Source organism: Streptomyces sp. NPDC007856, from assembly GCF_042868225.1.
In the GTDB taxonomy this organism is placed as follows: Bacteria; Actinomycetota; Actinomycetes; order Streptomycetales; family Streptomycetaceae; genus Streptomyces.
Window position 1 is genome coordinate 278,907 of the sequence record NZ_JBIAEC010000002.1, and the last position, 7,377, is coordinate 286,283.

A 7,377-nucleotide genomic window follows, 5' to 3' on the forward strand; every position below is an offset into this window, starting at 1 on the left:
GCGCCGCCGACCTGCCGCCTTCACCCCATGTCCCACCCACCGTCAACCGGTCACCATTCGAGCGCCCAGGGGCGGCCCGTCCCCGCGAAGTGGCCCACGTTCACGCACTCGGTCGCGCCGATCCGCATCCGGCGCGCGAGCGGCTGGTGGACGTGGCCGAAGAGCGAATAGCGCGGCCTGGTGCGGCGGATCGCGGCCAGCAGCGCGCGGCTGCCCCGCTCGAAGCGGCGCGCCACGGTGTCGTAGACCAGTTCGGGCACCTCCGGCGGGATGTGCGTGCACAGCACGTCGACCTCGCCGACCGCCTCGATCTTCGCCGCGTACTCCTCGTCACTGATCTCGTACGGCGTCCGCATGGGCGTGCGCAACCCGCCCCCGACGAACCCGAAGGTCCAGCCGCCGATCTCCACCCGCTGGCCGTCGAGCACGGTGGTGCCGGGGTGGGCGTACTCCTTCCAGAGTGGCGGCATGTCGACATTGCCGTAGGTGGCGTACGTCGGGGTCGGGAACGCGGCGAACAGCTCGGCATACTGCTTGCGCACCGCCTTCTCGATGGCCGCGGCCCGGTCCATGCCGATGCCGCCCCACAGCCGGGCGCCGAACTCCCGGGCCTCCTCGAAGCGCCGGGCGGTGCGCAGCGCGACGATGCGGTCGGCGTTCTCCCTGCCGAACAGGTCCGGGAAGATGCCGCGCGAGTGGTCGGCGTAGTCGAGGAACAGGACGAGGTCGCCCAGGCAGATCAACGCGTCCGCACCCTCGCCCGCGCGCGCCAGGTCCCGGGCGTTGCCGTGCACGTCGCTGACCACGTGGACGCGCGTCCTGCGATGTCCGGCGCTTCGGTTACCGGAGGGTGTGGGTGCCATGGCGATCAAGCGTAGGCGTGTGCGCTGTGCGTGAACAGTGTCCGTCCGGCCTGCGGTTACTCGCCGGTCGGTTCGGCCGTGGACTACTGTGCGCGAAGGAACGCCAACGTGTGTGACGCAGCGAACATCTCACCGGGAACCCCTGTCGGGAACGCCATACCGGCGGGTAACGTCCGGGCAGTCCAGTCGTGCTCTGGATTTCAACAGCTGACTTCCCGAGCACCTGCCCGAGCCTTGGACCGCACCGTCGCATCACACAGTGTCGTGGCGCCGGCGCCCTATGAGGAGCAGCAGTCTTGCGCGAGTTCAGCCTTCCGGCTTTGTACGAGGTCCCTGCGGACGGCAACCTGACCGACATCGTCCGCAGAAACGCCGCGCAGCATCCCGACGTCGCCGTCATCGCCCGCAAGGTGGGAGGTGTCTGGCAGGACGTGACGGCCGCCGCGTTCCTCGCCGAGGTGCGCGCCGCCGCCAAGGGTCTCATCGCCTCCGGCGTCCAGCCGGGCGACCGGGTGGGCCTGATGTCCCGCACCCGGTACGAGTGGACGCTGCTCGACTTCGCGATCTGGAGCGCGGGCGCGGTCACCGTACCGGTGTACGAGACCAGTTCGCCGGAGCAGGTGCAGTGGATCCTGTCCGACTCGGGCGCGACCGCCTGCATCGTGGAGCTGCCGGGCCACGCGGCGGCCGTGGAGTCGGTGCGCGAGTCGCTGCCCGCCCTCAAGCACGTCTGGCAGATCGAGGCCGGCGGTGTGGAGGAGCTCGGGCGGCTCGGGCAGGACGTGTCGGACGGGACCGTCGAGGAGCGCAGCTCGCTCGCCCGGGCCGACGACCCGGCGACCATCGTGTACACCTCCGGTACCACCGGCCGCCCCAAGGGCTGCGTGCTCACCCACCGCAGCTTCTTCGCCGAGTGCGGCAACATCGTGGAGCGGCTGCGCCCCCTGTTCCGTACCGGCGAGTGCTCGGTCCTGCTCTTCCTGCCGCTGGCGCACGTCTTCGGCCGCCTGGTGCAGATCGCGCCGATGATGGCGCCGATCAAGCTGGGCTGCGTCCCGGACATCAAGCACCTCACCGACGAGCTGGCCGCCTTCCGGCCGACGCTGATCCTCGGTGTCCCGCGCGTCTTCGAGAAGGTCTACAACACCGCGCGCGCCAAGGCTCAGGCGGACGGCAAGGGCGCGATCTTCGACAAGGCGGCGGACACCGCGATCGCCTACAGCAAGGCGCTGGACACCGCCTCCGGCCCGGCGTTCGGCCTGAAGGTCAAGCACAAGGTCTTCGACAAGCTGGTCTACAGCAAGCTGCGCGCGGTCCTCGGCGGCCGGGGCGAGTACGCCATCTCCGGCGGCGCCCCGCTGGGCGAGCGGCTCGGCCACTTCTTCCGGGGCATCGGCTTCACCGTGCTGGAGGGCTACGGGCTGACCGAGTCCTGCGCGGCGACCGCGTTCAACCCGTGGGACCGGCAGAAGATCGGCACGGTCGGCCAGCCGCTGCCCGGCTCGGTGATCCGGATAGCGGACGACGGCGAGGTGCTGCTGCACGGCGAGCACCTGTTCAAGGAGTACTGGAACAACCCGGGTGCGACCGCCGAGGCGCTGGCCGACGGCTGGTTCCACACCGGTGACATCGGCACCCTGGACGAGGACGGCTACCTCAGGATCACCGGCCGGAAGAAGGAGATCATCGTCACGGCGGGCGGCAAGAACGTGGCGCCCGCGGTGATCGAGGACCGGATCCGGGCGCACGCGCTGGTCGCGGAGTGCATGGTGGTCGGCGACGGGCGGCCGTTCGTGGGCGCGCTGGTCACCATCGACGAGGAGTTCCTGGGCCGTTGGTGCGCCGAGCACGGCAAGCCGGCGGGTTCCACCGCGGCGTCGCTGAAGGACGACCCGGATCTGCTCTCGGCGATCCAGGCGGCGGTCGACGACGGCAACGCCGCGGTGTCGAAGGCGGAATCGGTGCGGAAGTTCCGCATTCTGCCCTCCCAGTTCACGGAGGAGTCGGGCCACCTCACCCCGTCGCTGAAGCTCAAGCGGAACGTGGTGGCGAAGGACTACGCGGACGAGATCGAGGCCATCTACCAGAAGTAGTCCGGCAGTCGGCTCATGGCGCGGTGTCCTCGGCGAGGACCCGCGCCATCGTGCGTTCGGCGAGCGCGGTGATGGTGACGAACGGGTTCACGCCGATGTTGCCGGGCACGAGCGAGCCGTCGGTGACGTAGAGGTGTGAGTACCCCTTCACCCGGCCGTAGTCGTCGGTGGCCTTCCCGAGGACGCAGCCGCCCAGCGGGTGGTAGGTGAAGTCGTCCGCGAAGACCTTGCTGACGGAGCCGAACAGGTCGTAGCGGTAGATGGTCGCGTTGGCCAGGTTGACGCGGTCGAACAGCTTCTTGGCCATGCTCACCGACACCGCGCTCTGGGCGGCGCTCCAGCCGAGCTTCACCGTGCCGGAGCCGGAGTCGTAGGTGAAGGAGGCCCGTTCGGGGTTCTTGGTGATCGCCAGGTAGAGGCTGATCCAGTGCTCGAACCCCATGGGCAGCGGGGCGATCTCGGCGAAGACCGGGTTGTCGGCGTTGGCCCAGTCGTCGATGCCCATGACGGGCATGGTGGCCTGGTCGGCGCCGACGGTGTCCCAGACGTGGTTGGCGCGGCCCAGCATGGTGTTGCCGTTGGTGCCCCAGCCGGCGCCCACGGCCGGGTCCAGGTCCGGCAGGGTGCCGGTCTCGCGGGCGCGGACGAGGAGTTCGGTGGTGCCGAGGCTGCCCCCACCGAGGAAGAGATACGTGCAGCCGTAGCTCTTGGTCTCGACGACCGCGCCGGTGGCGTCGATCCGGTCGGCGGTCAGGATGTACGACCCGTCGGCCGCCCGGCTGACGGACCTCACCTTCTCCAGGGTGTGGATGGTGACGTTGCCGGTGCCGAGGGCGGCGGCCAGATAGGTCTTGTCGAGGCTGCGCTTGCCGTGGTTGTTGCCGTAGATGACCTCGCCGGCCAGCGCGGACTTCGTGGCCGTGCCTGCGGCCTCCTGCTGCATGTAGCCGAAGTCGTAGACGTTCGGCACGAAGGTGGTCCTCAGGCCCGCGTTGCCGGCGGCCTTCCGGGAGGTCCGGGTGAACCGGTACCAGTCCGTGGACTCGAACCAGGCCGGGTCGATGGTGTTGACGCCGAGCATGGCGCGGGCGCGGGGGTAGTAGGTGCCGTACATCTCGTCGGCGTCCACGGTCGGGAACTGCTCGGCGAAGTACGACTTCAGGGGTGTGACCGCCATGCCGCCGTTGACGAGGGAGCCGCCGCCGACGCCGCGGCCGACGTAGACGGACATGTTGTCGTAGTGGACGCGGTCCAGGACACCGGGATAGGCGCCGATGTCCTTGTTGACCACGTCCAGCCAGAGGAAGGTGGCGAGCGGGGCCTCGGTGCGGGTGCGGAACCACATGGAGCGCTGGTCGGGGGCGGAGGTGGAGCAGAAGATCTTGCCGTCGCCTCCGGCGGTGTTCCACAGTTGCCCCATCTCCAGCATGACGGTGCGGATGCCGGCTTGCCCCAGGCGGAGGGCGGCGACGGCACCGCCGTATCCGGTGCCGACGACGATGGCGGGAGCGGATTCGACCGCGTCGGGCTCGGCGGCTTGGGCCGACTGGAGTCCGATGCGGGTGAAGCCGAGGGTGGCCGCGGTCTGCAGGGCGGCCATGCCGAGTATGTGACGCCTTGTCAGCTGACGTCGGATCAGGTTTGGTGTCATGGGCGCAGCATGGGCGGATTATGGGGTTCCGCCAAGGGCTCCGCCGGGGGCAAGGGCGCCATCTCGGGTGCCGGATACTCATCGTCGGCGAGTGCGGGTCCGTTGTGGCTTGTCGCGCCCGCGCGGCGGAGCCGCATATCGATACGGCCCCGCGCCCCTTTGGGGCGCCTGGCCCTACAGCAGGTCTTTGAGTTTCTCGGCGAGTAGGTCCCAGCGCCATCTCTCCTCAACCCACTGGCGGCCTCGCTCGCCCATCCTCCTGCGCAGCTCGGGATCAGCCAGCAGGGCCACGATGCGGTCGGCCGCCTCCTCGGGAGAGCCTCCCCTGACCACCCAGCCGGTCTCGCCGTCGAGTACGGCGTCCGGGGCGCCGCCCGAGTCGCCCGCCACCACCGGCAGGCCCGTTGCCGAGGCCTCCAGGTAGACGATCCCCAGGCCCTCCACGTCCAGGCCGCCTCGCCGGGTTCGGCAGGGCATGGCGAAGACGTCGCCGGCGCCGAAGTGGGCCGGCAGGTCGGACCAGGGGACGGAGCCGGTGAAGCGGACGGAGTCGGCGACGCCGGTCTCGGTGGCCATCCGGCGCAGGTCCTGCTCGTAGGGGCCGCCGCCGACGATGAGCAGGACGGTGTCGGGCTCCGCGGCGAGGATGCGGGGCATGGCCTGGATGAGGGTGTCCTGGCCCTTGCGCGGGACCAGCCGGGAGACACAGACCACGACCTGGCGGTCGGTGAGGCCGAGGCGGGCGCGGACCTCGTCGCCGCCGGAGCCGGGGTGGAAGGTCTTCTCGTCCACGCCCGGCGGCAGCTGGACCATGCGGGCGGCCGCCGCCGGGGTGAGTGCCGTGGCGATCCTCGACCGTGTGTACTCACCCAGATAGGTGATCGTGTCCGTCGACTCCCCGATCCGGCGCAGCAGTTGCCGGGCGGCGGGCAGCTGGGCCCAGCCGGCCTCGTGGCCGTGGGTGGTGGCCACCAGCCGGTGCGCGCCGGCCTTGCGCAGGGCCGGCGCCATCAGGCCGAGTGGGGCCGCCGCGCCGAACCACACCGAGGTGCAGCCGTGCTCGCGGAGCAGGCCGACCGCCCGCCGGGTCGCCCGGGGGGTCGGCAGCAGCATGGTCGTACGGTCGCGTACGACGGTGAAGGGCTGCTCGGCGTCGAAGGCGGCCGTGGCCTCGATGCCCGCCCGGCTTCGCTTCCAGGTGGAGGCGTAGACGACCAGCCGGCCGGGGTCCAGGCGGAGGGCCATGTTGTGCAGGAAGGCCTGGATGCCGCCCGGCCGGGGCGGGAAGTCGTTGGTCACGATCAGGGTCTTGTGCATCGCCGCCGACCCTACCGAATCGTCCGTCCGGAGCCAGGTGCGGCCGAGTCTGTGGCATGCGCACAGACGCGCGCGACATCATGGTTGCCGACCCGAAGTCGAACGGCAGGGGATCACGTGGAGACGAGAGGCGCCTGGCGGTCCCTGGCATGGCTGCTCGCGACCTGGGTTGTCACCCGTGCGGTGCTGCTGCTGTTCGTCTTCCAGGTGTACGTCTTCCCGGGCCCGGACGTCACCTCCGACGTGTCGGTGACCTACCTGGGCTGGTACGAGGTGCTGCGCCAGGGAACGTTTCCGCTGGACGACGTGACCTGGCAGTACCCGCCGGCCGCCGCCCTGCCGATCCTCTCCCCCGCCGTCCTGCCCTTCCTGTCGTACGCGCATGCCTTCTTCGTGCTGGCGTTCCTCGCCGACGTGGTCGTCCTGGCGCTGCTGGTGCATCCGGGCCGGCGCCCCGGCCGCTCCCTGCGCGGGGCCTGGGTGTGGGTGGCGGGCGTTCCGCTGCTCGGGCCGACGGTGTACGCCCGCTACGACGTGATGGTGACCGCGGTGGCCGTGGCGGCGTTGCTGGCCGGGGCCCGGCGGCCCCGGGTGATGGGCGCGCTGACAGCGTTCGGGGCGCTGCTGAAGGTGTGGCCGGCGCTGCTGCTGGTCGGTGCCGTGCGGCGGCGGGCGTGGTGGTCGGCGGCGGTGACCTCGGCGGGCCTGACGGCGCTGTTCTCGGTGTCCATGCCGGGCGCGTTCGCCTTCCTGACCTTCCAGCGGGACCGGGGCACCGAGGTGGAGTCGCTGGGCGCCCTGGTCTTCCATGTGGCCCGGCACTTCGGGTGGCAGGGCCAGGTGCTGCTGAACTACGGGTCGCTGGAGTTCATCGGTCCGCATGTGGACCAGGTCAGCGCGGTGGCGCTGGCGCTGACCGTGACCGCGTTCGGCTGGCTGCTGCTGTGGCGGCTGTGCATGACCCGCAGGGCGCCGCACACGCTCGCCGAGGCGGCCTTCACCGCCGTCCTGCTGTTCACGGTCACCAGCCGGGTGATCAGCCCGCAGTACCTGGTGTGGCTGGTCGGCCTGGCCACGGTGTGTGTGTCGTACCGGGCGAGCCGGATGGGGGCGCCCGCGCTGATGGTGGTGGCCGCGTCCTTCCTGACGGTCCTGGAGTTCCCGCTCGGGTTCGGGCATGTGGTGATGAGCGACCGGTACGGCGTGCTGCTGCTGGTGCTGCGCAACGGCCTGCTGGTCGTGGCCTCGATCACGGCGGCCGGCCGGCTGTGGCGCTCGACGGTGCCCCCGGCCCCCGCCGCGCCACTGCCGCCGCAGCCGGCCCGTCCCCGGCAGGCACCGGTCTCCCCCTGACCAGGCCGACCCCAGCCGTCGCGGCGAGAGGCCACAGCGTCCACGGCGCCCACACAGACCTCGCGATCCCCACGACACCCGCCAGGCCACAGCAGCCCCT

The 7,377-nt window shown here is 70.9% G+C and carries 5 protein-coding genes; 2 read left to right on the forward strand and 3 right to left on the reverse strand.

What is annotated here, in order from left to right:
- Positions 1-50 precede the first annotated feature (50 nt).
- Entirely contained in the window at positions 51-863 is an 813-nt protein-coding gene (locus ACFYOH_RS05695) for a metallophosphoesterase (protein WP_388621521.1), read from the reverse strand.
- A gap of 296 nt (positions 864-1,159) precedes the next feature.
- Here ACFYOH_RS05695 and ACFYOH_RS05700 point away from each other — a divergent pair, with 296 nt between their 5' ends.
- Positions 1,160-2,956, forward strand: coding sequence for an AMP-dependent synthetase/ligase (locus tag ACFYOH_RS05700; protein ID WP_388621522.1), 1,797 nt, complete (start codon positions 1,160-1,162; stop codon positions 2,954-2,956).
- Positions 2,957-2,969: 13 nt separating this feature from the next.
- Here the strand turns inward: ACFYOH_RS05700 and ACFYOH_RS05705 are convergent, their stop codons facing one another.
- The gene (locus tag ACFYOH_RS05705) at positions 2,970-4,556 is read right to left on the reverse strand and encodes a GMC oxidoreductase (RefSeq protein WP_388621524.1); all 1,587 of its coding nucleotides are present in this window, start codon (positions 4,554-4,556) and stop codon (positions 2,970-2,972) included.
- Between the two features lie 225 nt (positions 4,557-4,781).
- A complete protein-coding gene (locus tag ACFYOH_RS05710) occupies positions 4,782-5,924 on the reverse strand; it encodes a glycosyltransferase family 4 protein (RefSeq protein WP_388621526.1) in 1,143 nt (380 codons plus the stop codon).
- 117 nt (positions 5,925-6,041) lie between these two features.
- Here ACFYOH_RS05710 and ACFYOH_RS05715 point away from each other — a divergent pair, with 117 nt between their 5' ends.
- Positions 6,042-7,277, forward strand: a complete 1,236-nt coding sequence (locus tag ACFYOH_RS05715; RefSeq protein ID WP_388621528.1) for a glycosyltransferase 87 family protein — start codon at positions 6,042-6,044, stop codon at positions 7,275-7,277.
- Positions 7,278-7,377 lie beyond the last annotated feature (100 nt).